Here is a 23,216-nt window from a genome sequence, read left to right as displayed (position 1 = left end):
GACAGACGCAAAGGGATGAAAAGGATGCTCAGGCACAGGACGGCGTGCGCAGCAGGCGCAGCGCCAGCCAGCAGCCCAGCAGGATCATCAGCGTGGCCAGCCAGCCTTGCCACGAGAAGTAGGCGGTAGCCACCAGGGTGTTGGTGATGGTACAGCCGCCGGCCAGCGTGGCGCCCACCCCCATCAGCACGCCGCCCAGGATGCACTGCGGCACCTGTTCCACCGGCGGCACCCGCCAGCGGAACTGCCCCCGCAGCCAGGCGCTGAAGAAGGCACCGGGCAGGATACCCAGCACGAAGAGACTGCCCCAGTTGAGATAGCGGCTCTGGCCGGTGACCAGATACTGCAGCACGTTGGCCGTGGGCACAGCCACGCCGTAACCATAGTTGCGGCCGCTCTGCCAGCTGAGCCACCAGGCCAGCACGCCCAGCAGACCGATGAGCGCGGCAATCCCCAGGGGATAGCGTCCCGCCTCGACGGCCTCGGCCGCATCACTGGCGGGCGACGGGGAAGAGGTGGCCTGCCGGCGCGCCCGCCACAGCAGGCCGGCGCACATGACCACCAGTGCCGCCACGCACCACCATGGCGCAATGCCCAGCGTCTCGTGGATCAGCCCCAGTGAGGATGTCTGCTGCAACAGCGGCTGCAGCAGGTTCTTGAGCGGCCCCGCCTGGCAGGCCGCCAGGGTGATGGCAAAGACCAGCAGCACCAGCAGACTGCCGGCGGCGCCTTCGCCACTGCGGAACCAGCTGCCGCTGCCGCAGCAGCGCGCCAGGATGATGCCCATGCCGAACAGCAACCCGCCCAGCACGGTGGCCAGGATCGGCATCTGCTCGGTGGGAAGACGGATGAGCCCGGCCGCCTGCAGCCCGAAGAAGCCGACCGACTGGATGGCGACAGCCAGCAGCAACGCCAGCATGAAACGCGGATCTCGCTTCTGGAACAGCTCGCGGAAACCGCAGACGAAGCAGAACTGGCCGCGTTGCAGCAGAAAGCCGAACGCCAGCCCCACCAGAAGGCCGCTCAATGGCATGGTTCGATCCCGGTCGGACGAATGAATCAGGGTCGTAATTGTAGAACCCCGATCATCACCACCAGGCATGTCCGGCCTGCTGTCCGCAGCATGCCGCGCCACTTCCCTTAGGGTCGTACCGGCTTTCCGCCCCCGTTACTATGTTCGTGTCCTGGACAACCGGGGCTTTGGCCAGCCAGACCCGGCATGATTGCTGCCCCCAGTCATCCATGATCCGGGGGGTGATGTCACCGGGCTCTGGCAGGCGACTGGTTATCGCTGATAGGGGCCAGGCTGGACTCGATCCAAGCCGTCCGTAACGTGGATGCCGAAACTTGTCGCCCTTACTGGCCATGTCTCTCACTGGATACGAACCCATGATGCAAGATACGCCACAACCACCCCCCCTGCCCCCGAAGCGCTTCGCCCTCACCGGCAAAAGCGCTTCCCTCACCGCCCGCCAGCCACCCAGGTTGCGCGGGCGGTTCCGTTTTTGACTGCCACACCACATCATTCGGTCTGCCGCCCCGTCGCCGCCTTTTCTCCGGAACGTTGCCCCACAGACTCCTGGACGTTGCCCCCACCAATGCAATGACCTCGCGCAGCGAAAACATCGCAAGCGCAACACCAGTCCCTGCCCGTCAAAGCCGCACCCAGCAAACCCGAGAAGCGGCGTGGGGAGGGGGAGGCCCATGCGGCGATTTCGTGGTCGGCGTGAAAACTTTGCAACGGGCGGGCGCAGCCCGGTTGTTGCAAAGTTTTATAGCCATCCAGCTTTGTTGACCACGACGCAGGTCGTGGGCAACAAAACTGGATTGAGCGTATGAGCCGCATGGGTCTCCCCCTCCCCGCGCCGCCCCACCCGAAAGCGTCTTCCATGAGGCACGGCCCCCACCCGGAAGCGTCATCCATGAAACGCCGCCCCCACCGAAAAGCGTCTTCCGTGAAGCACAGACCTCATCACCCAAAGCCGTCTTCCATGAAGTACAGCCCTCGCCTGAAAGCGCCCATCATGAACCACGCCCCATGACGTGTTACAGTGACCCAACTCCCCTCCCGAAGAGAAGCCCCCCATGACCACCACCCTCAAATCCCGCGCCGCCGTGGCCTTTGGCGCAGGCCAGCCCCTGCAGATCGTCGACATCGACGTAGCTCCCCCCAAAAAAGGCGAAGTCCGCGTCCGCATCACCCACACCGGCATCTGTCACACCGACGCCTTCACCCTCTCCGGCAGCGACCCCGAAGGGCTGTTCCCCGCCGTCCTCGGCCACGAAGGCGCCGGCATCGTCGAATCCGTCGGCGAAGGCGTCACCTCCGTCAAACCCGGTGACCACGTCATCCCCCTCTACACCGCCGAATGCGGCGAATGCCTCTTCTGCCAGAGCAACAAGACCAACCTCTGTACCTCGGTACGCGCCACCCAGGGCAAGGGCGTCATGCCCGACGGCACCACCCGCTTCTCGTACAACGGCCAGCCCCTCTACCACTACATGGGCTGCAGCACCTTCAGCGAATACACCGTCGTCGCCGAAGTCTCGCTGGCAAAGATCAACCCTGCCGCCAACCCCGAACAGGTCTGCCTGCTGGGCTGCGGCGTCACCACCGGCATCGGCGCCGTGCACAACACCGCCAGAGTGCAGGAAGGTGATTCGGTGGCCGTCTTCGGCCTGGGCGGCATCGGACTGGCCGTCCTGCAGGGCGCCCGGCAGGCAAAGGCCGGCCGCATCTTCGCCATCGACACCAACCCTGCCAAATTCGAACTGGCCCGCCAGTTCGGCGCCACCGACTGCCTGAACCCGAACGATTACGACAAACCCATCCAGCAGGTGCTGATCGAGATGACCGGCTGGGGCGTGGACCACACCTTCGAATGCATCGGCAACGTCAACGTCATGCGCGCCGCGCTGGAAGCCGCCCACCGCGGCTGGGGCCAGTCGGTGATCATCGGCGTGGCCGGCGCCGGCCAGGAAATCTCCACCCGCCCCTTCCAGCTCGTCACCGGCCGCCGCTGGCTGGGCACCGCCTTTGGCGGCGTGAAGGGCCGCAGCCAGCTGCCCGGCATGGTCGAAGACGCCATGCAGGGCAAGATCGAACTGGCCCCCTTCGTCACCCACACCATGCCGCTGGATGACATCAACCGGGCCTTCGACCTGATGCACGAAGGCAAATCCATCCGCTCGGTGGTGCACTACGGACAACCATGACCATGACGGGCCGCCCCCCTCTTCTGCCCGCCCGTCGCCAGAACAATGCCCAGCGGACACCACAATGAAACGTACTGAACAGCACGCCTGCTTCGGCGGCCGCCAGGAAGTCTGGCAGCATGAATCCACCTGCACCGGCACCGCCATGAACGTGGCGGTATACCTGCCCCCGCTGGCACTGGCCGGCGAAAAATGCCCCGTGCTCTACTGGCTGTCGGGCCTTACCTGCAACGAGCAGAATTTCATCACGAAGGCCGGCGCGCAGCAGTATGCCGCGCAGCGCGGCATCATTCTGGTGGCCCCCGACACCAGCCCGCGCGGCAGCGACCTGCAGGGCCACGCCGTGGCCGACGACGAAGCGTATGACCTCGGCCAGGGCGCCGGCTTCTACGTCAACGCCACGCAAGCGCCGTGGGCACCGCACTTTCGCATGTACGACTACGTGGTGGAGGAGCTGCCGGCGCTCATCGAGGCGCATTTTCCGGCCACACAGGTACGGGCCATCAGCGGGCATTCCATGGGCGGTCATGGCGCCCTGACCATTGCACTGCGCAACCCGGCCCGCTACCGCAGCGTATCGGCCTTTGCGCCCATCGTCGCCCCTTCGCAGGTACCGTGGGGGCAGAAGGCACTGCGGACCTATCTGGGGGATGATCCCGCCGCCTGGGCGCAGTACGATGCCGTGGCGATGGTGAAGGCACAGGGGCGCGAGTGGATGGGGCTGTCAGCCCCCTCCAACCTGCCGATCCTGATCGACCAGGGCACCGACGACCCCTTCCTGCAGGAACAGCTGCGCCCCGAACTGCTGAAGACAGCCTGCGCCGCCGCCGGCCAGCCGCTGGAACTGCGCCTGCAACCCGGGTACGACCACAGCTACTACTTCATTGCCACCTTCATTGGCGAGCACATCGGATGGCATGCGCGGATTCTGCGGGCAGGGAGGGATGAGTCGGGGAAGGTGTGACGGAGACTGCCTGCTGTCCGGCCATGCTCCTGTACTACCCGGCTGATCTCTTTCTACGAGCCATCCTCCTGCCGTCCCGCCACGACACGAGAAGAAACACGCCAATCACCAGAGTGCCACCAACCAGACCGAATATCACGCTCTGGTTGCGGTGCCGGCGGATTTCAAACAGCGTTGCCGCCGGCACGATGGTCCGTCCCGCCTGCCGGATTTCGACGACCTTGCAGGGTGTTTCGCGGCACAGCACCGTCACCTCCGCACCTTTCCACAGACTATCGAGATTCGGCGCGTCCTGGGGAACATAAACGAGGCTGGGGCGGCGCCTGTTGCCACGCATACCATTTCCATCCACATCCAGTACAAGGCGATAAAAACCGTATGCATCACGTGTTGGCGCGGGTGCGGAAACCACCATGGCCTCCCGCGCCTCGACCCCACGCACATCGGGAGAGCCGTAATCCCAGCAAAGAAGCGTCATCAGAACGAGCATGACCGCCGATATCTCTGCAGCCTTGCGCAGTGCGGGTCCTCGCACCTCTGGGGGTGCAAAGAAAGCATCCAGATAAAACATGATGAAAGCCCCCCGGTTTTCCGGAAATCACACCCGGGCTTCAACCCCGTGTGGCCCCCCGCCCCCGGGAGGTACGCGATGAGCGCCGTCGTCTGGACGAGCGGGACCCGCCCGATTCGCTTTCCTGCTGGAGCAGCTCGTGGTGGTCACGCCACGCCACCGACAGAAAGGCCAGCGCAAGCAGCCCCCAGACGAGCAGCCCCAGAACGGTCAGCCGGTTCTGGTAGCGGTAGAACTCGGACAGCGGTCCATTTCCGATCAGCGCCCGGTTTCCTCGCTGGATTTCGGCCACTTCGCAGGGCGTTCCTTCGCACAGTACCATCAGGCGGTCACCCGGGTGCAGGACATCACGATTCGAGGCGCCCTCCGGAACGAAGGCAAGGCTCAGCTGCCCTTCGGGATTTCCCTCCACCGCCAGGCTGACCCGGTGAAAGCCGCCATCCTGCAGATCGGTGGCCGGATCATTGACGATCACCGCAGGGCGGGCATCCGCCCCCTCCACATCAGGGCCGCCAAAATGCCAGAAGCATAAAAAGATCACGGGCATCAGGGCCAGCAGACCCCGTCCGACCCTGCGAAACACGGGCCCGCGTACTGCGGGTTTCGCCTTGCGTCCGATGAAATCTCCCAGCGGCATGGAAACACCTCCTGACAGCAGCTGCCTCATTCATTGTCCGCGGACGTGGGTCTGGACTGACCAGATGGCTGCGACGCCCCGGCAGACGATGGAGACGCCTCCGCCGGCCGTGACGATCCGGACGACCGGGGCGCACCCGACGAAGAGCGGGACGATCCGGATGAACGCGACGACTCCGCCGAATGCGACGCGCCGGCTGACCGGGAGGATTCTGCCGGTTGTGACGCCCCCGACGACCGGGATGACTCTGCCAGACGCGACGAACCGGACGACCGTGAAGACCTTCCCCGACGCGACGAACCGGACGAACGCGAAGATTCTCCCGAACGCGACGAACCAGACGGCCGCGAAGACTCTCCTGAACGCGACGAACCGGACGGGCGCGAAGACTCCCCCGAACGCGATGAACCGGTGGACCGTGAAGCCCCTCCCGGACGTGATGAACTGGAGGACCGCGAAGACCCGGCCGGGCGTGACGAACCGGATGACCGGGAACGTCGCCGCCGGCGCCCCATGCCACGCCCCGACAACCCATGCCTGCGACGCCCGGAAAGCCAGATCAGCCCGGCACCGCACAGCGCCCAGGCCAGCAGCCCCAGGGCACTCATCCGGTTTTTGTACCGCGAGAACTCGGCCAGCGCCTCACCCGACACGAGAACCTGATCCCCCTGCCTGATCTGCACGACCTCGCAGGGGTGGCCCTCGCACAGCAGCGTCACATGGTCGCCCCGGTGCAGACGGCCGGCGTTGGGCGAACCCTGCGGCACATGGGCAAGGCTCTGCGTTCCACGGGGATTGCCGTCCACATCGAACACCACCGGATAAAAGCCGGACTCCTGGGTGGCGGTGAGCGGATCGTTGAGGATCACGGCCCCCCGGACATCGGCATCCATCATGCTGGGGCTGTGGAAGCGCCAGAGCAGCAGAATGAGGACCGGCGTGATGGCCAGCATGATCACCCCCACCCTGCTCAGCAGCGGCCCCTGCATGAACGGGGATTTTCTGAAGAGCGAGACCAATCGTCCGAACGCCATGAGCGCGCCTCCTGATCGTAGCCGTTGTGTGCATGACCAGACAGGCTTCTGCCCCCTTGCCGTCCGTGTCCCCACGAACGAATGCCCCGCCATGCAGCACGTCACAGCGGGGCATTGTATGGGCCATACCGTGCCATGCCCCCCAATGAAAGGGAGACATGGACAGAAAAGTTACCGGATCATTACATCCGCCACGTTGCCGTCAGCACTACGTTACGCGGCTCGCCGTAGTAGCTGCCATAGCCATAACCGCGTGAACCGTTGTCCGTGTAGTAGCGCTTGTCCGTGAGGTTGTTGAGGCTCAGGTTGAACTGCCAGTGCGCATCCAGCGCGTACTGCACGCTGGCATTCCACACCGTGCGACCACCGTTGTGGATATCCCAGCCGCTTTCCGTGGCGCTCTGCATGCGCATGCCCAGGCCCAGCGTCCATGCCGAAGCCTCGCCCGGCAGGCGATAGTTGCCATAGGCGCGCAGCATGTGTTTGGGCATCTGTTTGGCAAAGTCCTTCCCGGCCACGGCGCTGCCGACACTGGCCGTGTACTTGCGCTTGTTGTAGGTATAGCCGGCAAACAGGTTGACACCGGGCATCACCTCACCGGACACCTCGGCATCCAGCCCCCGGCTGCGCTCGGTCAGCGGGAACCAGGCCCAGCGGCGGGTACCGTCCGTGGTGCGCAGGTTGGAGCGCACCGCCGTATTGTCCTGATCCACCTGGAACAGCGCCACCGACGCGTTCAGTTTCCCCTCATTGGCCGCGGCCTTCCAGCCCACCTCGTAATTTCTGCCCTGCGTCACGGGCAGCGGGCCGCCGTCGAGTGCCGGGTTGGTGTTGACCTTGAACATGGAGGTGTAGTTCAGGTAGATGCTGTTGACATCATCCAGATCGTACGTAACGCCGGCGTACGGGATGAAGCGGCTGCGGCGCGTGATCAGCTGCGTATTGGCGCGCGTATCGGGCTGGCCATTGCGGGTGTCGTAGATGTAGGCCCAGTCACGCTTCCAGTGCGTGTAGCGCGTGCCGACCAGGATGTGCAGATCGTCCCGCACATTCAGGCGTACGCCCCCCGACAGCCCCTGATTGTAGAAGTTGTTGTGCGAAAAGTTCTGGCCGTAGTAGGTGTTCCAGTCGGGACGGGCCACTTCATGGCCGGTGAAGGTGTAGACAGGCGCCGTCAGGCCGTCGTTGTCCTGCCAGCGCTCGCGCACATCCAGCTTCTCGCGGCTGTAGCTGTAGGTCATGAAGGCTTCGTGCTTCTGGCCCAGCGCCTCGAAGGAGCCATTCAGGTTGGTCTGGAAGGCCAGCTGGTTGCCGGCATGGTCGTAACGCTCGATGTCGTCCACCGGCAGCGTGCCGGTGGCGCTGATGCCACCGCCCACGGCACCGGAACCCGCCAGCGAGGTGTACTCGGACACCGAATGGGTCTGCCGGTAGTCCAGCTTGGCATTGAGGTTCCAGTCGTCGTTCAGGTAGTGGTCCAGCTCGACGAAGGCGTCCCGCTTGCGATAGCGGCCCTTGTTCCAGTCCATGCCCAGGAACTTGTCTCGGGGCAGGTGGGCATCGGTGTTGTCGTGGGCCATCGGCAGGCCGTTGGGGTCCGGTGTGTCGTGCGTGTTGTGCACCAGTCCGCCCACGGTGAAGCGCGTGCCATCGCCCAGCGTCTTGTCGGCCACGCCATAGAGCAGCGCATTCCTGCCATCGACGTTGTCCTGGAAGGACCGGTCCTTTTCCAGCACCGTCACGAGGCGCGCCCGCAGGTCCCGGTCTTCATTCAGCGGGCCGGACACGTCGCCCGTGGCACGCACGGTGCCGAAGCGGTCCACCATCAGGCTGGCTTCGACCAGGGGCGTGCTGGTGGGCTTCTTGCGCACGGCGTTCAGCGTGCCGCCCGGCTCGCCCACGCCCTGCGTCAGCCCGGTGGCACCACGCACCACCTCGATGTGGTCGTAGAGGGCAATGTCCAGCTGCTGCTTGGGGTCACGCCCCGGCGTGCCATTGAGGCCGGGCGCACCGATCATGGTGTTGATGCCATCTTCGGCCAGCTGCTCGATGTAGAACCCGCGCGACATGAACACCGAGCGCGACGCACTGCGCGTCACGTTCACGCCCGTCGTGGTGTTCAGCGCCCCCTCGAAGGTGCGAATGCCCTGCCCCCTCATCTGGGCCTGCGTCACCACGCTCACCGACTGCGGCGTCTGGCGCGGCGACAGCGACAGGCCCGTGGTGGTGCGCATGGACGACGCCGTGAAGGCGGTTTCGCTGTCCATTTTCAGGCGGGCCTTGCCCGTCACCACCACGGTGCCCAGCTGGAAAGTCTCATCGACGGCGGCATGGGCAGCCCAGGGCAGCGAGGCCAGCGCCAGTGCCACGGCGGCAGGACGAAGCAGGCAGGACGAAGAAGAGGACGGACGACGGCTGACAGGCGTATGACGGCTCATGAGCTGTTCCTTGCAGAGGGGGGAAGGGTTGTCTGTAATGTGTTTCCGGAAAGATAGAGAGCTGGCCGCCATGGCGGCGCGGCATGTTCATCCAGCTGCAGCACCCCTGCATTGATGCTGCTCAATAGCCTTATGACAACAATATCGACGGCACCGATAGAATTGATAAATGTTCATTGGGTTTGTTTTGATACGTAACGATATCGATAATTGTTACCTTTGATTTCAATTTCGTGGCGGTGCACAAATTTTCCTGCAACAGGCGGTCGCACATGCCCGGCTACCCGCCCGCGCTTGTCAGCCCCGACAGGGGCGCACATACTAGGGAGGCTCTGGCGCGTGTCATGGCTCCATCCGGCCTGGCGCAGCAGGCCCCTGCCCTGTGCCGGCAGGGCGCCCTGCAGCCCACCTCACCGGCCATGAGCGCCGGACCTTCCCCCCCCCACCCGGCTTCACTACATCACCCCTGCCTTTCACCTGCATCATCCCCGCGTCCCCCATGCCCATCGCCCCCCTGCCCCAGTCCGAACATGCGCCCTCCGGCATCTGGCGGCAGTTTCTGGATGCACTGCGCGAAGCCGGCTTCGAGGGCGAGATCGACGCCAGCTACGGCACCCAGACGCTGTTTGCCACCGACAACTCGCTCTACCAGTACCCGCCGAAAGCCGTGCTGTTCCCCCGCCATGCCCAGGACGTGCAACGGGTGGCCCGGCTGCTCGGGCAGGACGAGTATCGTGAGGTGACACTGGCCCCCCGGGGCGGTGGCACGGGCACCAATGGCCAGTCACTCACCAACGGGCTGGTGATGGACCTGTCGCGCCACATGAACGGCATTCTGGAGATCGATGCCGCCGAAGGCTGGGTGCGGGTGCAGGCAGGCGTGGTGAAGGACCAGCTCAATGCGGCGCTCAAACCCCACGGCATGTTCTTTGCGCCGGAACTGTCCACCTCCAACCGCGCCACCCTCGGTGGCATGATCAACACCGATGCCAGCGGCCAGGGCAGCTGTACCTACGGCAAGACGCGCAACCACGTGCTGGGGCTCGATTTCGTGCTGCTGGGCGGCGAGCGCTTCTTCAGCGAGGCGGTGGACGATGCGCAGCTCGATGCCCTGTGCGCCGGCCCGGGCCGTGTGGGCCGGGTGTACCGCACGACGCGCCGCATTGCCGATGAACAGGCCGGCCTGATTGCCGCAAAGTTTCCGAAACTCAACCGCTGCCTGACCGGCTACGATCTGGCCCACCTGCGCGAGGCTGACGGCCGCTTCAACCTGAACAGCGTGCTGTGCGGGGCCGAAGGGTCACTGGGCTTCGTGGTGGAGGCAAAGCTCAACATCCTGCCCATTCCAGAATATTCGGTACTGGTGAATGTGCGCTATGCGGCCTTCATGGATGCACTGCGCGATGCCCGGGCGCTGATTGCGCAAAAGCCCCTGTCCATCGAAACGGTAGATTCGAAGGTGCTGCTGCTGGCCATGAACGATTTCGTCTGGAACAGCGTGGCCGAATATTTTCCGGCGAGTGAAGGCGAGCCCACGCTGGGCATCAATCTGGTGGAATTCAGCGGCAATGACCCAGCGGAGGTGGATGCCCGGGTGGCACGCTTCGTGCAGCATCTGCAGACCGACACCACGGTGCGTCGGCTGGGGCACACGCTGGCGGTGGGCACCGACGCCGTGAAGCGCGTGTATGCCATGCGCAAGCGCGCAGTGGGCCTGCTGGGCAACGTGCAGGGCGAGGCGCGGCCGCAGCCCTTCGTGGAAGATACGGCGGTGCCGCCGGAGAATCTGGCCGACTTCATTGCCGAATTTCGCGCGCTGCTGGACAGCCACGGCCTGCAGTATGGCATGTTCGGCCACGTGGATGCCGGCGTGCTGCACGTGCGACCGGCGCTGGATATGAAGGATCCAGAATACGCAGCCCTGGTCCGTCCGGTGAGCGATGCGGTGGCCGCACTGGCACAGCGCTACGGCGGGCTGTTGTGGGGCGAGCACGGCAAGGGCGTACGCTCGGAATACGCCGAAAGCTATTTTGGCGAACTGTACCCCGTACTGCAGAAACTCAAGGCCGCCTTCGACCCATACAACCAGATCAACCCGGGCAAGATTGCCACCGCATGGCAGAGCCCCGCAAAACTCCTGAAAATCGACGGCGTGCCCACCCGCGGCGAACACGACCGCCAGATCGACGAGCGCGTCTGGCAGGCCTACGGCGCCGCCATGCACTGCAACGGCAACGGCGCCTGCTACAACTACGACCCGGACGACGCCATGTGCCCGTCATGGAAGGCCACACGGCAGCGCGTGCATTCCCCGAAGGGCCGTGCCTCGCTGATCCGCGAATGGCTGCGCCTGCAGGGCCATGCCGGCGTGGATGTGCTGGAACTGTCGCGCAACCCGCCCGGCTTCTGGCGCACGCTCCACAGCCGCTGGCAGAACGCGCGGGCGGCCCGGCGCGGCACGGCCGATTTTTCGCACGAGGTGTACGAGGCCATGGCCGGCTGCCTGTCGTGCAAGTCGTGTGCGGGGCAGTGCCCCGTCAAGGTGAACGTGCCGGACTTCCGGTCGCGCTTTCTGCAGCTCTATCACCAGCGCTACCAGCGGCCCCTGCGCGATTATCTGATCGGCTCGCTGGAGTTTTCCATGCCGTGGCTGGCGCATGCGCCCTGGCTGTACAACGGCATCATGGGCAACCGGATGGTGCAGCGCCTGCTGGAAACCCGCATCGGCATGGTGGACAGCCCACTGCTGTCGCGCCTGCCCCTGCAGCCATCGCTGAAGCGATGGCAGGTGCAGACGGCCTCCCCCGCCACACTGGCTGCCCTGGGCACCGCAGACCGTGCCCGCAGCGTGATTCTGGTGCAGGACAGCTTCACCCGCTACTTCGAAACCGAACAGCTGGCCGACTTCATCGAACTGGCGGCCCGGCTGGGCCTGCATGTGTGGCTGGCGCCCCTGCACGCCAACGGCAAACCGCTGCAGGTGCAGGGCTTTCTGCCGGCCTTTGCCCGCACCGCCCGCCGGCACACCCGCAGGCTGCGCGAACTGGCGGCCTTCGGCATTCCGCTGGTGGGCCTGGACCCGGCCATGACACTGGTGTTCCGGCAGGAGTACACCAAGGTCGAGGGGATTGGCGAGGTGCCGAAGGTACTGCTGCCGCAGGAATGGCTGCTGGCGGTGCTGGATGCGGAGCCACTGGTCGGTTCTCGCATGAAGACGACAGCCGATACTCCCCCCGATACGGCACGCGCCGATACGACCAGCCCAGGCAGTACAGCCAGTACAGCCGCCCAGCCAGACCAGCGCCCCACTGTCATGCAGACGGTACTGGCCGGCACAGCAGTCACCAGCAGCAACCGGGCGAATGCCGCCTCACTGCCCGTCCGCCATGCTCCCTGCGAGCAGCCCAACGCCCCCCTGGATACAGCCCCATCCCCCCCCCCCTATCGCCTGCTGGCGCACTGTACCGAAAAGACCAGTGAGCCGAACAGCAATGCCCAGTGGGTGAAGGTGTTCGAGCGCTTCGGGCTGAAACTGCAGGTGCAGGCCACGGGCTGCTGCGGCATGGCCGGCACCTACGGGCACGAAGCACGCAACGCGGGCACGTCGCGCGTGATCTACAGCCAGTCGTGGCAGGCCCAGGTGGAGCGACCCGCAGCCGAGGCCGGCGAGGCACTGGCCACCGGCTACTCGTGCCGCAGCCAGGTCAAGCGGATGGCTCACCAGACACTGCGGCACCCGCTGCAGGTGCTGCTGGAACGGGTGCGGGCGCAGCAGGGCGAATGAATCCGCCGCCGATGGCGGGATGTGAATCGTTCCGCCTCTCGGCAGCAACCATCCGGCCAGCGTGGAAGCCGGGGAAGGGAGGCAGGGCGGGTGTACCATCGGACGCTCAGCGCTTGTCATGAACGCATTCGTCCCTGCGCTGGTCCCGAATTAATCCCCCTATCCTGTTGCCGGAGGTTTGCATGAAGCTCTACATCAGCCCGACGTCACCCTACAGCCGTATCTGCCTGGCGCGGGCACTTCAACTGGGACTCGACGATCTGCCCATGCAGCTGGTGGACCCGTGGCAGAACCCGCCCGAACTGGAAGCCGTCAACCCACTGAGCCAGATTCCGGTGCTGCTGCTCAACGACGGCAGCGTCATCGCCGGCACGCTGTCCATCTGCCAGTATCTGGAGAACCAGCTGCCCACGCCGCGCTACCTGTCCGGCACCTCGCAGGCCCTGGCCCTGCTGGACATGCTGGCGCAGGTGGTGAAGCTGGTGCGCTTCAAGGCCCCGGACAGCGACGATCATCCGCTGGTAGCCCGCGGCATTGCCGCCCTGCAGCGTGCCCTGCCCAGGGTGCCCGCGTTCGATGGCAGCTCGGACAAATGGCCGGACGTGATGCTGGCCCTCGTGCTGCTGACCATCAAGCTGCGCCGCCCCGACGTGTACGAGGCCGCCGCCCGCGACGACACCAAAGCCGCCGTGGAGGTATTTGCCGCCCGGCCGCTGGCCGAGAAGACCCGGCCGGAAGCGCTGGCAACCACCGGGGCGCAGACGGTGGGGGCGCTGTAACAAGCCTGGCGCACTGCCTTGCCTGAACGGCGTCTTGCCAGCACGCGGCCGGGGCCAGCGCAGAAACGAATGCGTTCATGACCCGCGTGTCTCACAGGGCCAACGATTGCTCACCGATGAATATCGCACAGGACCAACGGTTGCTCGCCGGTGAATATCGCACAGAACCAACGGTTTATCACCGATGAATCCACCCAGGCTGTCCATTTGACCCGAGGCATGGGTGGTGCGCACAGAAGTCGTACATGATGGCGTCCACGCTGCCCCATCCCGGGGCAGTGCCTTGCGCAAGGACCCATGTCATGCACCGTGTCCGTCTTCTGCGGCCTGCCTTGCTGGCCGCCCTGAGCGCTGTCACTGTCGTCGCCTGTGGCAGCCTGAATCCCCCTTCTCAGGCAGAATCATCCCCACACAAAGCGCAGCACCAGCAGAAAGCCAGAAAAAGACGCCCCGTGCCGGACCGAACCGACACCATCGCAGGCGTGGATGCCAACCACGACGGTGTGCGGGACGACATCGAAGCATGGATTGCCAGGCTGCCGGACAACGAAGAACAGAAATACTGGCTCGGTCGCGTTCACACTGCCGTCACGAACTCGATGCTGGTGGATGTCAAGGACGAGTATGCACTCAGAGAGGTAGCGAATGACATCACGCTGACCACCGACTGCCAGATGGACGCCTATCCACCGGATACATTGCTGGGATACCACCGCGGAGCGGAAATAGAGAAACTGACCGTCAACACCCGGGCAAGGAAGAAGGCATACCGGCGCTTCAATGCATCCCAGAACGGAACCGTGAGCTTCAGCTATCCACACGAAGCATGCATACGTCCGTGACGCCCCCCTCCACTCCATTCATGAAACAAAACTGCATGCCTCCGGTATGCATAGCCGACCTGGACCGACCAGAGACGACCATTTCCGGGCTCAATGCACGACTGCCTGCCATGGGACACAGGCAATTGTACGAAACATGTCTTCCCAGGATGGGAAAGAGGGGATTACCCGGCAGGCCAATAACGCAGGGACGTGTGTACTATTTCACGAAGATGGAATTCTCCCGGCGATAAATCTGCCCGGATTATCCATTTGGCCTATAGGCAGCACGCGCAGTCCCGCGCATGATAGCGTCCATGCCGCCCCACCCAGGGGCGGCCCCTGTACAAGGACTACCGTCATGCGCCCTTCCCGTCTTCTGCGCCCCGTTCTGCTGACCGTTCTGCTCTCGGCCGCCATTGCCGCCTGCGGCGGTCCCAACGCCCCTTCATCCACAGAAACACCCCCACGAAACTTCAAGGAAGCATTTCAACAACTGGAAGCCAAAGGGAAGCTACCGATACTGGACCGCACCGACACCATCGAGGGCGTGGACGCCAACCACAATGGCGTGAGGGATGACATCGAGGCGTGGATCGCGTCACTTCCGGATACCGAACTTCAGAAACACCGGCTGACGGTGCTCCATCAGGCCATCAAACGCGGCATGATGGCAAACCTCAAGGACGAGGACGATCTTCGGGAAGCTGGTGATGACGTCTTTGCCGCCGCATACTGTGCAGCAGATGCCTTCCCCGGGACAGATCCGTACCATGACACCATGGTACGAAACTTTACCGTCAACACCCGGCAGCGGTACAAGGCGTACGGAAAATTCAATGCCGCACTGAATGGCGCCGTTTGGGTAGCCATCCCCAAAAGCCACTGCAAGTGAGCATCCCAAAAAGCAACCATCATGAAAGCTGTGCACAGAATTTCACTGCTGGTTCTCGCCACATCCCTTTCGATTCAACCCGCGCCAGCAGCATCGCAATCCATTCCGGAGCATACGGTTTGCCAGAAGGGCAGCTATGCACTTGGCTTTTTCAATGGCGTGTGGAACAGCTCGGACGATGCGGGGAAAGCGCTCGAAAGACTCGGGGACCTTATCGGAACCTCCTATAACGGAGAGCCAATAGAGCCGACGCTGTTCTATAACACCACGGGCAAAGAAGCTGGCTCCAACGACTTTCAGGATCTCGCAGAAACCTTTATCCAGACTGCTCACCAGCTCGACGAGAGCGGAGAACTGGAAAAGCGGTTCGAGTACCTCTGGGAAGCCATACACGGCCAGCATACATTATGGGACAGAGTAACAGGTGTATTTCAGGGAGCGGCGCTGGCTCTGGAAGGCATCTACCGTGTCATCACCTCAAAAACGCTTGCCGCCCTGTCCCGGCTTTTCTATGACCCGCCCACCGAGGAAGACTACCGGAGACACCAGGCACAGGTTGACACGCTGGCGCTCGAAGGCAGGAAGATGCTGTTCATCGCGCACTCGCAGGGCAACTTTTTTGTCAACAAGGCCTGGAGCTATACAAAGTCCCGGTATCCGGAAAGCAGCGTTGCCACTCTGCACATAGCCCCCGCTACAGCAGAAACCCATGGAGAGCATCTTCTGGCCTACATTGATGTGGTGATCAATGGGCTGAGGCTTTTGTACGGCCCAACCGCAGTCCCATCGAACAACATCCTCATGGCTCCTTCAGGATCGGACGCGTCCGGCCACATGTTGTGGGAAACCTACCTGGATGCGGGACGCAAGGCACGTGGCCTGGTGAAAGAACGCTCGCTCAGTGCACTTGCTTCCCTGAAGAACACAACGCCAACGGCCAGCCCCGGCCTGTTCACCACCACCCTGACCTGGGACGGCGAAGGGGATGTCGACCTGCACACCCGGGAGCCCAACGGCCAGCACGTCTATTACCTGAACAGCAAAGGGCTGGCGGGGGAACTGGATATCGACAACCGGATTGCCAACGGCCCCGAACACTACTACGCCTCATGCGATACGAGCGTACTGCAGGAGGGCATCTACCGGATCGGCGTGAACAACTTCAAGGGACCGGAGCACAAGGCCACCGTGCAAATCAGTTTTGCACAGGGAGGCCAGCCCATCACGCGGGTCATCGACACCGGCGCGCAACGCGGCCGTCTGGGCGACGACGATGAAATACCGGTGGCACAGATCAGGGTCCGGCGTGAAGCCAATGGCGCATGGAAGGCGGAGATGGTGAAGGAGGACGCCCCCCTTCAGCCACAGGTTTCGCAGAAGGTCGTCGATCCGGGATGGCTCATCAAGCCGTGAGGATTTCAACCGGCTTCGGGGCTACCCCAGAAAAGCCAAAGCCGCCCGGTGGGATACGTCCAGGACGTGCCACATTGAAAGCATGCCCCATCGCAGACGCCCCGCACCAAAGGCACGCCACCAGACACCACACCACAGGAGGTGCCATCAGCCAGCACCTCCCTGCCACGCGCGCCTCAGCTCTTGCAAGACGCCCCCTGCCTGTGCACCTTGCCGAAATCGTTGAAGGCATCCGGCTTGCTCATGCCGTCCGGTGCGCCTTTCTGGACGGGAAACACCGAGTCCATCTGCCAGGCATTCCAGCCTCCATCGTAGATGTAGGTGGTGGGCCAGCCCGCCAGCTGTGTCATGAACCAGGGCACACCGGCACGCCAGCCGGTACCGCAGTAGAAGGCCAGCCTGTCTCCCTTCTCGATGCCCTGCCCTTTCCAGAGCGCAAAGATTTCGTTGGGGTTGCGCAGGGTATTGTCCGGGTCGTAGTAGTCGGCCATGTTGGACGAGTCGGTGCCGGCAAAGCCCCAGATAGCGCCCTTCGGTTCCCCCTTGCCGGGGATGTAGTCGTAGCCGCTGACCTTGCCGGTGTATTCGTCCCACGAGCGGTTGGAGATGAGTTTGAGGCCCTCTTTCTGCAGCGCCTGCGCTTCGGCCGGCAGGCTGATGTCGATCTGCGGGTTGGCGGGGATTTTCACGCCGAAGCTTTCGGCAGGCTCCGGGGTGTTGGCCTTCGTCTCGGTAGGCAGGCCGGCATCCACCCAGCCACGCAGGCCCCCGTTGAGGAAGCGCACGTCCTTCACGCCTGCCCATTTCAGTGCCCACAGCACCCGCAGGGCCGCCAGCTGGTTGTCGGAGTACAGTACGATGGTCTTGCCGGCGGTAATGCCGTTTTTCAGCAGGTTCGCCTCGATGACCTTCGGGTCGGACAGGTTCCAGACCGGGGCGTTTTCGATCCAGTCGGTATCGAAATGGTAGGCCCCCACGATGTGCTGCATGTAGGCGTTGGATTTTTCCAGCGGCCCCCACGAGACTTCGAACAGCATGTACTGGTCGTTGTCGTAGCTTTCCGGTTTTCCGCCCTTCATCAGGCGGTCCAGCCACTGGGGCGAGACGGCCAGCGTGTAATTGGGGAAGGATTCGAGCGGGCGGCTGCTGTCGGCAGCCCAGGCCAGGTAGTCCTTGTAGATATCCACCTTGTAGCCGCGGGAAGCAAATTCGGCGCTGACGCGTTCGAGGTTGTCGGGGTTGCTGTCGTAGAACACCACCCGCTTGTCGCGGGTGATGCCCTTGCCGGCTGCAAAGCTCTCGAATTTGTCCGGGGCGATGTAGTCCAGCCAGGCCGTGGTGAACTGGCCAGCCCCCGGCAGGTGGCCGCCACGCGGAGCGCCCTGATCGTGGAAGCCGTTGTAGAGGCTGTCGTCACGGGTGTCGATGATGACGGTGTCGGGCTTGCCGATCAGATCCGCCATGGCGGCGGTATCGAGCGTCTGGATTTTGTGGGAATCGCAACCAGCCATAACGAGGCCAACGGCTGTCGTCAACAGGGCCGCGCACAGCGGGCGAGGAAGGTGATGGTTCATGATGACAATGAAAAACACGCCTGCCAGTCGCGCTGGCAAAGCGCAGGCCAGGAGCACAACAGGGCTCCGGTAGTGGGCGTGCCCCGAACACATACGTCGTGAACGCATGGGTTCATGACGCGCGCTGGAGGCATTTGAATGGGGGAAGGCAAAAGCGGCCTCTTGCCCCCGAGGGGCCAGCCATGCGCACTGCACGGGAAATGAGGTGCATGACGGGCAAAACCATGATGCGATGGCCGGCAGGTGCTGCCATCACGGCAACCGGCGAAAGGCCGGGCGCATGGAGGGACGTATCATGAATTCATGCGTCCCTGCCCTGTGATGCGCAGGCCGATCCAGGCACCGGCGATGATCATCAGGGTGGCAATCCAGCCCTGCCACGAGAAGTACGCCGTGGCCACCAGGGTGTTGGTGATGGTGCAGCCGCCGGCCAGCGTGGCACCGATACCCATCAGGACACCGCCGGTGATGCGCTGCGGCACCTGTTCGGGGGCGGGCACGCGCCAGCGGAACTCACCGGTCATCAGGGCGCTGATCCAGGCGCCGGGCAGGATGCCCAGCACGAACAGGCTGCCCCAGTTGAGATAGCGGCTCTGGCCGGTGGTCAGGTACTGCAGCAGGTTGGCGGTGGGAGTGGCCACACCATAGCCGTAGTTGCGGCCGGTCTGCCAGCTGAGCCACCAGGCGGCAATGCCCAGCAGGCCGATCACCACGGCCATGCGCACGGAGTAGTGGGCACGGCGGACGCTGGCCAGTGACGGGGCATCGGCAAAGTCGGCGGTGGTGCGCTGGTCGCGCCTCACCAGCGTGAAGGCCAGCAGGGCCAGCGCGCCCACCAGCCACCAGGGGGAGATGCCCAGGGTGCCGTGAATGGTGGACAGGGTGGAAGGCTGTTCGAGCAGCGGCTGCATCAGGCCCCGGAACGGCCCGGCCTGAAAGGCTGCGAGGGTGATGGCAAAGACCAGCAGGACCAGCAGGCTGCCCGCGGCACCTTCACCGGAGCGGAACCAGCTGCCGCTGCCGCAGCAGCGCGCCAGCATGATGCCGATGCCAAACAGCAGCCCGCCGATGATCGTGGCCCACAGCGGCATGGTCCCCTCGGGCAGCCGGATGGCCCCCGCCTGCTGCAACCCGAAGAAACCCGCCGACTGGATGGCGATGGCCACCAGCAGGGCCACGATGAAGCTTGCGTTGCGCCGCAACAGCAGCTCGCGAAAGCCACAAACGAAGCAGAACTGGCCCCGCTGCAGCAGAAAGCCGAACAGGAGTCCAACCAGCAGACCGGTCAATGGCATGGCAGTGCGTCCTACACATTCTGGGGAAACTGCATTGTAGGACGGACGGTGTCGGGAGATGCCCCGCGCCGAAGCAGACCGTGGCAGGGCGGGAACGGCAGCAGGCCAGGACCGTTTGCACCAGGACAGGGCACCGGCCACCAGAAAGAACGGATCTTCGCCCCGGCACGAAAGGATCGGCCGGCAGAGCCGGCCAGATACACCAAAGGCCGCCTCCACACACAGCGGAAAGCGGCCTTGCGCAAGCTGGTGCCCGGGGTCGGACTCGAACCGACACGCCTCGCGGCGGGGGATTTTGAGTCCCCTGCGTCTACCAGTTTCACCACCCGGGCTGACAGGCCGGAGAGCCAGCCTGCAGGGTGCGCGCCAGAGAACTGGCGGCGACCGGCTGGCCCACCGAAAAAAAGGGGATGCCGATTGCTGGCCTGCCATGGCCCGGATTGGGGGAAGGCGCAGTGGCAGGGGGGCAGCGCGGACAGGGAGAAGCACGGATAAATGGCCCCGGCCCGGGGTTGGGGGAGACCTTGCGGGGGAGCAAGGTGGCGGGCGCGGGACGCGTCGTACCAATCCTGTACCATCGGCATCCGGTCACCATTATGGCGCAAATCGGCCGGGTACGCCAACCGGTCTTTTGCAGGGGCCATCCTCCCCCCTTTCCGCACCCTGCCCTGGTCCGTGCACCGTTCATGAAACTCTCCGACTTCGACTACCACCTGCCCGATGAACTGATCGCCCAGTACCCGCCCGAGCACCGGGCCGGCGGGCGCCTGCTGGATGTGTCGGCGCTGGGCGCCGCCGCGGGCAGTGGCACGGGCCATCTCGCAACGGAACATTCAGTGGCCGACCGGCTGCTGACGGATCTGCCGTCGCTGCTGGCACCGGGCAGTCTGGTGGTGTTCAACGACACGAAGGTGATCCACGCGCGGCTCTTCGGCCACAAGGAGAGTGGCGGGCGCATCGAGGTGATGGTCGAGCGCATCGACGGTGAGTTCGAGGTACTGGCCATGGTGCGCGCCAGCCATCCGCCGAAGGAAGGCAGCCGGCTGTACTTCGGTGATGCAGGTGCGGGTTCCGGGTCGGGATCGGGATCGGGATCGGGATCGAGGGCGGGATCGGGGGCGTCCAGTCATGGTGACGGGCCCCCGGCCTCGCATGCCGCGGCCACCGCCACCGTCGTCTCCGCCCGCGAGCCGGGCAGCATGCTGCTGCGGCTGCGTTTCGACGCCCCGGCCGCGGAGGTACTGGAGCGGCTGGGCGAGCTGCCGCTGCCCCCCTACATCCAGCACACGCCGGACGGCGCGGACGAGTCGCGCTATCAGACGGTGTTTGCGCGTGAGCCGGGCGCGGTGGCGGCGCCGACGGCCGGGCTGCATTTCGATGAAGCGCTGCTGGCGGCCCTGCGCGCGCGGGGGGTGGAGATGACCCACCTGACGCTGCACGTGGGGGCCGGCACCTTCCTGCCGGTGCGTACCGAAGACCTGTCGCAGCACCAGATGCATGCCGAGCGCTATGCCATTTCGCCCGAAACGGCGCAGGCCATTGCGCGGGCGAAGGCCGGGGGACGGCCGGTGGTGGCCATCGGCACGACGGCCATGCGGGCGCTGGAAGCCAGTAGCGGCCAGGCCGGCGTGGGCGAGACGAACCTGTTCATCACGCCGGGCTACCGCTTCCGGGTGGTGGACCGGCTGTTCACCAACTTCCACCTGCCAAAATCCACCCTGCTGATTCTGGTGAGCGCCTTTGCCGGGCGCGAGACGATCCGGCGCGCCTATGCGCACGCCATTGCGCAGCGCTACCGCTTCTTCAGCTATGGGGACGCGATGCTGCTGGACCGGGACGATCATGCCACCTGACAATGGCGTGCCAGCGGCTGCCCTGACGCAGCGCCTGTCATGAGCCTGTTCACCTCCCTGTCCCTCCAGACACGAAATGCGTAATTATCCTGTAATTACAGGCATAAAACCGGGAACATCCAGCCATTCCAGCAGAGCGCACGCACCCGGGGCATGACGGTTTCCCTTTCCCTGTTTCCCCGCCCCCAGACGCCTCGCCTCACTTCGACACAGCAACAGCGACTTCCTCTTCTTTCCTCTCCTCCATCCCCATGCTCGAATACACCCTGCACCATACCGACGACCTGGCGCGCCATGGCACGCTGAAGCTCAATCACGGCGCGTTCCAGACGCCGATGTTCATGCCGGTGGGCACCTATGGTGCCGTGAAGGGCATGTCGCCGGACGATCTGGAGGCGGTGGGCGCGCGCATCATCCTGGGCAACACCTTCCACCTGTGGCTGCGCCCCGGCACCACCGTCATGGAAAAACTGGGCGGTCTGCATGGTTTCAATGGCTGGCATCGGCCGATCCTGACGGATTCGGGGGGCTTTCAGGTGTGGAGCCTGGGCGAGCTGCGCAAAATCTCGGAGGAAGGGGTGCGCTTTGCCTCGCCCATCAATGGCGACAGGCTGTTTCTCACGCCCGAGATTTCCATGCAGGTGCAGCGGGCACTCAATTCGGACATCGCCATGGTGTTCGACGAATGCACGCCCTATGAGGTCGACGGGCGGCCCACCACGCGGGACGAGGCGGCACAGTCGATGCAGCTGTCGCTGCGCTGGGCCAGACGCAGCCGCAACGAGTTTCTGGACGGGAAGAACCCCAATGCGCTCTTTGGCATCGTGCAGGGCGGGATGTTCGAGGATCTGCGCGACGAGTCGCTGGCCGGGCTGAAGGAGATCGGCTTCGAGGGTTATGCCATCGGCGGGCTGTCGGTGGGTGAACCCAAGGCAGACATGCTGCGCATTCTGGACCATGTGGGCCACCGGCTGCCGGCCGACCGCCCACGCTATCTGATGGGGGTGGGCACGCCGGAAGACCTGCTCGACGGCATTGCCCGGGGTATCGATCTGTTCGATTGTGTGATGCCCACGCGCAATGCGCGCAACGGCTGGCTGTTCACACGCTTTGGCGACCTGAAGATCCGCAACGCCCGCTGGCGTGACGATGAGCGACCGCTGGATCCCACCTGCCTGTGCAGCACCTGCCGCAAACACTCGCGCGCCTACCTGCATCACCTGAACCGGGTGGGCGAGATGCTGGGCGCCCATCTGGCCACGGTGCACAACCTGCACTTCTACCTGAACCTGATGGGCGAGGCCCGCGAGGCCATTGCCGAAGGCCGGTTTGCGGCATTCAAGGCGCAGTTCGAGGCCGACCGCCAGCGCGGGCTGGACGAAGGGCAGTCGTAACAGAACGCCCCGTCATCCGCGGCCTGGCCGGTATAATGACGGGTTCATCCATCCCGGGAAGCCCGGGGCCATCGGGGCTGCCCTGCTGGCGTCGCTCCCCCGGGAAGCCGGTTCATCATCACGGGGCCACATGCCCTGGGGGGCATCGCCGCCAGCCGGCGCGGTCGCTCCTCTTCCCCCACCTCCTGACAAAGGACCTTACACGTGCTGATTTCCTCTGCTTACGCACAGACCGCCGGCGCGCCTGCCGGCGCCGAGAACCAGCTGCTGGGCTTCCTGCCCATCATCCTGATGTTCGTCGTCATGTATTTCCTGATGATCCGCCCGCAGATGAAGCGGGCCAAGGAGCACCGGAACATGCTGGCAGCGTTGCAAAAAGGCGATGAAGTGGTGACGGCCGGCGGGATCGTCGGCAAGGTGACCAAGGTCGGCGAAGCCTATGTTACCGTCGAAGTTTCCGCTTCTGAAGGCAAGTCCATCGAGATGAACTTCCAGAAGTCCACCATCCAGACCCTTCTGCCGAAGGGCACCATCAAGGCCATCTGAGT

The 23,216-nt window shown here is 64.3% G+C and carries 18 protein-coding genes and 1 tRNA gene; 11 read left to right on the top strand and 8 right to left on the bottom strand.

Annotated elements, in window-relative coordinates; translation table 11 throughout:
* Positions 1–28: 28 nt before the first annotated feature.
* Positions 29–1,033, bottom strand: a complete 1,005-nt coding sequence (locus tag EHV23_RS00785) for a YeeE/YedE family protein (protein ID WP_125094290.1) — start codon at positions 1,031–1,033, stop codon at positions 29–31.
* A 1,052-nt stretch (positions 1,034–2,085) separates the two neighbouring features.
* Here EHV23_RS00785 and EHV23_RS00780 point away from each other — a divergent pair.
* Complete coding sequence (locus EHV23_RS00780; RefSeq protein WP_125094289.1) at positions 2,086–3,216, top strand: S-(hydroxymethyl)glutathione dehydrogenase/class III alcohol dehydrogenase; 1,131 nt, start codon at positions 2,086–2,088, stop codon at positions 3,214–3,216.
* 64 nt (positions 3,217–3,280) lie between these two features.
* Positions 3,281–4,180 (top strand): S-formylglutathione hydrolase, encoded by a 900-nt coding sequence (gene fghA, locus EHV23_RS00775; protein ID WP_125094288.1) that lies wholly within the window; start codon positions 3,281–3,283, stop codon positions 4,178–4,180.
* A gap of 34 nt (positions 4,181–4,214) precedes the next feature.
* On the opposite strand, the gene EHV23_RS00770 is transcribed toward fghA, so the two are convergent.
* The 3 genes from EHV23_RS00770 to EHV23_RS00760 all read right to left on the bottom strand — a co-directional run bounded on the left by EHV23_RS00770 (position 4,215) and on the right by EHV23_RS00760 (position 5,964).
* Positions 4,215–4,751 carry a hypothetical protein gene (locus tag EHV23_RS00770; protein WP_125094287.1) on the bottom strand — a complete coding sequence of 179 codons (537 nt, stop codon included), beginning with the start codon at positions 4,749–4,751 and terminating at the stop codon, positions 4,215–4,217.
* Positions 4,752–4,791: 40 nt separating this feature from the next.
* Entirely contained in the window at positions 4,792–5,298 is a 507-nt protein-coding gene (locus EHV23_RS00765; protein ID WP_125094286.1) for a hypothetical protein, read from the bottom strand.
* 120 nt (positions 5,299–5,418) lie between these two features.
* Positions 5,419–5,964 carry a hypothetical protein gene (locus EHV23_RS00760; protein ID WP_125094285.1) on the bottom strand — a complete coding sequence of 182 codons (546 nt, stop codon included), beginning with the start codon at positions 5,962–5,964 and terminating at the stop codon, positions 5,419–5,421.
* A gap of 143 nt (positions 5,965–6,107) precedes the next feature.
* Between EHV23_RS00760 and EHV23_RS00755 the strand changes: the two genes are divergently transcribed.
* On the top strand, positions 6,108–6,437 hold the full coding sequence (locus EHV23_RS00755; RefSeq protein ID WP_125094284.1) for a hypothetical protein: 330 nt from the start codon (positions 6,108–6,110) through the stop codon (positions 6,435–6,437).
* A gap of 167 nt (positions 6,438–6,604) precedes the next feature.
* Here the strand turns inward: EHV23_RS00755 and EHV23_RS00750 are convergent, their stop codons facing one another.
* On the bottom strand, positions 6,605–8,860 hold the full coding sequence (locus EHV23_RS00750; RefSeq protein ID WP_158615760.1) for a TonB-dependent siderophore receptor: 2,256 nt from the start codon (positions 8,858–8,860) through the stop codon (positions 6,605–6,607).
* Between the two features lie 499 nt (positions 8,861–9,359).
* On the opposite strand from EHV23_RS00750, the gene ydiJ reads away from it, so the two are divergent.
* The 5 genes from ydiJ (at position 9,360) to EHV23_RS15440 (ending at position 16,552) form a co-directional block, all read left to right on the top strand.
* Positions 9,360–12,644, top strand: coding sequence for a D-2-hydroxyglutarate dehydrogenase YdiJ (ydiJ, locus tag EHV23_RS00745; RefSeq protein WP_238990219.1), 3,285 nt, complete (start codon positions 9,360–9,362; stop codon positions 12,642–12,644).
* Between the two features lie 182 nt (positions 12,645–12,826).
* Positions 12,827–13,423, top strand: coding sequence for a glutathione S-transferase family protein (locus EHV23_RS00735; protein ID WP_125094282.1), 597 nt, complete (start codon positions 12,827–12,829; stop codon positions 13,421–13,423).
* A gap of 302 nt (positions 13,424–13,725) precedes the next feature.
* On the top strand, positions 13,726–14,265 hold the full coding sequence (locus EHV23_RS00730; RefSeq protein WP_125094281.1) for a hypothetical protein: 540 nt from the start codon (positions 13,726–13,728) through the stop codon (positions 14,263–14,265).
* A gap of 340 nt (positions 14,266–14,605) precedes the next feature.
* On the top strand, positions 14,606–15,139 hold the full coding sequence (locus tag EHV23_RS00725) for a hypothetical protein (protein WP_125094280.1): 534 nt from the start codon (positions 14,606–14,608) through the stop codon (positions 15,137–15,139).
* 21 nt (positions 15,140–15,160) lie between these two features.
* Positions 15,161–16,552 carry a hypothetical protein gene (locus tag EHV23_RS15440; RefSeq protein ID WP_203228836.1) on the top strand — a complete coding sequence of 464 codons (1,392 nt, stop codon included), beginning with the start codon at positions 15,161–15,163 and terminating at the stop codon, positions 16,550–16,552.
* A 176-nt stretch (positions 16,553–16,728) separates the two neighbouring features.
* Here EHV23_RS15440 and EHV23_RS00715 read toward each other — a convergent pair whose 3' ends face one another.
* The 3 genes from EHV23_RS00715 to EHV23_RS00705 form a co-directional block, all read right to left on the bottom strand.
* The gene (locus EHV23_RS00715; RefSeq protein WP_203228835.1) at positions 16,729–18,015 is read right to left on the bottom strand and encodes a rhodanese-like domain-containing protein; all 1,287 of its coding nucleotides are present in this window, start codon (positions 18,013–18,015) and stop codon (positions 16,729–16,731) included.
* 404 nt (positions 18,016–18,419) lie between these two features.
* Positions 18,420–19,421, bottom strand: a complete 1,002-nt coding sequence (locus EHV23_RS00710) for a YeeE/YedE family protein (protein WP_125094279.1) — start codon at positions 19,419–19,421, stop codon at positions 18,420–18,422.
* Between the two features lie 247 nt (positions 19,422–19,668).
* Positions 19,669–19,753: transfer RNA gene (locus tag EHV23_RS00705), tRNA-Leu, on the bottom strand.
* 354 nt (positions 19,754–20,107) lie between these two features.
* Here EHV23_RS00705 and queA point away from each other — a divergent pair.
* The 3 genes from queA to yajC all read left to right on the top strand — a co-directional run bounded on the left by queA (position 20,108) and on the right by yajC (position 23,214).
* Positions 20,108–21,274: a tRNA preQ1(34) S-adenosylmethionine ribosyltransferase-isomerase QueA gene (gene queA / locus EHV23_RS00700; RefSeq protein WP_125094278.1), complete on the top strand. Its 1,167-nt coding sequence runs from the start codon at positions 20,108–20,110 to the stop codon at positions 21,272–21,274.
* A 251-nt stretch (positions 21,275–21,525) separates the two neighbouring features.
* Positions 21,526–22,668: a tRNA guanosine(34) transglycosylase Tgt gene (gene tgt, locus EHV23_RS00695; RefSeq protein WP_125094277.1), complete on the top strand. Its 1,143-nt coding sequence runs from the start codon at positions 21,526–21,528 to the stop codon at positions 22,666–22,668.
* 204 nt (positions 22,669–22,872) lie between these two features.
* Entirely contained in the window at positions 22,873–23,214 is a 342-nt protein-coding gene (gene yajC / locus EHV23_RS00690; RefSeq protein ID WP_125094276.1) for a preprotein translocase subunit YajC, read from the top strand.
* The last annotated feature ends 2 nt before the right edge of the window (positions 23,215–23,216 follow it).

Source organism: Lautropia dentalis, from assembly GCF_003892345.1.
In the GTDB taxonomy this organism is placed as follows: domain Bacteria; phylum Pseudomonadota; class Gammaproteobacteria; order Burkholderiales; family Burkholderiaceae_E; genus Lautropia; species Lautropia dentalis.
This window is presented reverse-complemented; position numbering and strand designations above follow the sequence as displayed.

Coding starts and splice junctions, on each gene's coding strand:
- EHV23_RS00785 (WP_125094290.1), bottom strand. CDS start 1,033: ATGCCATTGAGCGGCCTTCTGGTGGGGCTGGCGTTCGGCTTTCTGCTG.
- EHV23_RS00780 (WP_125094289.1), top strand. CDS start 2,086: ATGACCACCACCCTCAAATCCCGCGCCGCCGTGGCCTTTGGCGCAGGC.
- fghA (WP_125094288.1), top strand. CDS start 3,281: ATGAAACGTACTGAACAGCACGCCTGCTTCGGCGGCCGCCAGGAAGTC.
- EHV23_RS00770 (WP_125094287.1), bottom strand. CDS start 4,751: ATGTTTTATCTGGATGCTTTCTTTGCACCCCCAGAGGTGCGAGGACCC.
- EHV23_RS00765 (WP_125094286.1), bottom strand. CDS start 5,298: ATGCCCGTGATCTTTTTATGCTTCTGGCATTTTGGCGGCCCTGATGTG.
- EHV23_RS00755 (WP_125094284.1), top strand. CDS start 6,108: ATGGTCGCCCCGGTGCAGACGGCCGGCGTTGGGCGAACCCTGCGGCAC.
- EHV23_RS00750 (WP_158615760.1), bottom strand. CDS start 8,860: ATGAGCCGTCATACGCCTGTCAGCCGTCGTCCGTCCTCTTCTTCGTCC.
- ydiJ (WP_238990219.1), top strand. CDS start 9,360: ATGCCCATCGCCCCCCTGCCCCAGTCCGAACATGCGCCCTCCGGCATC.
- EHV23_RS00735 (WP_125094282.1), top strand. CDS start 12,827: ATGAAGCTCTACATCAGCCCGACGTCACCCTACAGCCGTATCTGCCTG.
- EHV23_RS00730 (WP_125094281.1), top strand. CDS start 13,726: ATGCACCGTGTCCGTCTTCTGCGGCCTGCCTTGCTGGCCGCCCTGAGC.
- EHV23_RS00725 (WP_125094280.1), top strand. CDS start 14,606: ATGCGCCCTTCCCGTCTTCTGCGCCCCGTTCTGCTGACCGTTCTGCTC.
- EHV23_RS15440 (WP_203228836.1), top strand. CDS start 15,161: ATGAAAGCTGTGCACAGAATTTCACTGCTGGTTCTCGCCACATCCCTT.
- EHV23_RS00715 (WP_203228835.1), bottom strand. CDS start 18,015: ATGGCGGATCTGATCGGCAAGCCCGACACCGTCATCATCGACACCCGT.
- EHV23_RS00710 (WP_125094279.1), bottom strand. CDS start 19,421: ATGCCATTGACCGGTCTGCTGGTTGGACTCCTGTTCGGCTTTCTGCTG.
- queA (WP_125094278.1), top strand. CDS start 20,108: ATGAAACTCTCCGACTTCGACTACCACCTGCCCGATGAACTGATCGCC.
- tgt (WP_125094277.1), top strand. CDS start 21,526: ATGCTCGAATACACCCTGCACCATACCGACGACCTGGCGCGCCATGGC.